Consider the following 1,161-nt stretch of genomic DNA (forward strand, 5'->3'; position numbering starts at 1 on the left):
AGTTTACATAGTTAGGATCGTCTGAGTCTTGAACTCCCCATTTAGTAAATCCAGTTGGGTCATCATCTGGGACGATACGAGTCAAAGTGTAAACTTGGTCACCTGGGATATTAATTTGATAAGGAGTGTTTAGTTTAACACTATCTGCCCAAACGACTGTAAACAGGGCAGTAATCTCCTTGTTCTCTGACAAATTAGCAAAGTAAGCAGCATTTGTCACTTTGACAGTAGCTGTGTTATCTGCTTTACTAGTTGTCAATTCAGCAATAGTTGTTTGCCCATCTGGTGCTTTCAATTCCGTAGTAGAATCTTTTTCAATTTTAAATTCGTTTGGAACATGATACACCATGTAATCCCCATCTTTGAGGGTTACATCATTTGGGAAACTATAAGTTGGTTGAAGATAGAATTTACCTTCCCCGTACTTAGCGCCATCAACAAGTTTGTTATTGTTGATTTTTGAAACAGTTTTCATTGTGTAACTGCTCGCTGGTAGTTCCTCCGCTTTAACAACATTGCTAACTTTAAGTGCAGGCAAAAAGACCGACACAACCAGCAGCAAGGCCATCAAGCCATGAAAGAGTTTGCTAGTTCTCTTTTTCACCACATTATCCTCCTTATTATCTATAATGGTTCAATTATATTATACAGTTCCATTACAAAATGTCAACTAAAATTTATTTATTTTTATATTAACTTACCATTTCTTTAAATATTAAGCCTAATCATGCATGTTCATCAGCTTTGAAATAAAAAATACAAGCAAGGATTTCGCTTGTATTTAATATATTCTAATTTCCTAAAAGGCTACGTATTTAATCCCAATTCTGCTAATATTTGTCGTTTGTAGGCAATCTTTTGGACTTCCTTGTCCTCGTCTCCAGACCAATCTAGTTTAATTTCTGAAACAATCTGCCCAGGACGATTTTTCAAGATATAGATGCGGTCGCTGAGATTGAGGGCCTCTTCGATACTATGCGTGATGATGAGGGTCGTCAGCTGTAGCTGTTTGTGAATTTCCAGATACCAAGCATGAAGTTCCATCTTGGTCATCTCATCCAAGGCGCTAAAGGCCTCATCCAAGAGAAAGAGCTTGTGCCCAAAAAGATAGGTCCGAAGCAAGGCTACACGCTGGCGCATCCCTCCGCTGAGTTCGTGAGG

At 38.6% G+C, this 1,161-nt stretch carries 2 protein-coding genes; both read right to left on the reverse strand.

From position 1 onward, the window contains the following. The coding region (locus GMD6S_RS09285) for an Ig-like domain-containing protein (RefSeq protein ID WP_008294469.1) at positions 1 to 604 on the reverse strand (604 nt) is incomplete at its 3' end. A gap of 203 nt (positions 605 to 807) precedes the next feature. After that, positions 808 to 1,161, reverse strand: a 354-nt coding sequence (locus tag GMD6S_RS09290; RefSeq protein WP_000297250.1) for an ATP-binding cassette domain-containing protein, incomplete at its 5' end; no start/stop codon positions are given.

It is taken from the genome of Streptococcus sp. GMD6S (genome assembly GCF_000297015.1).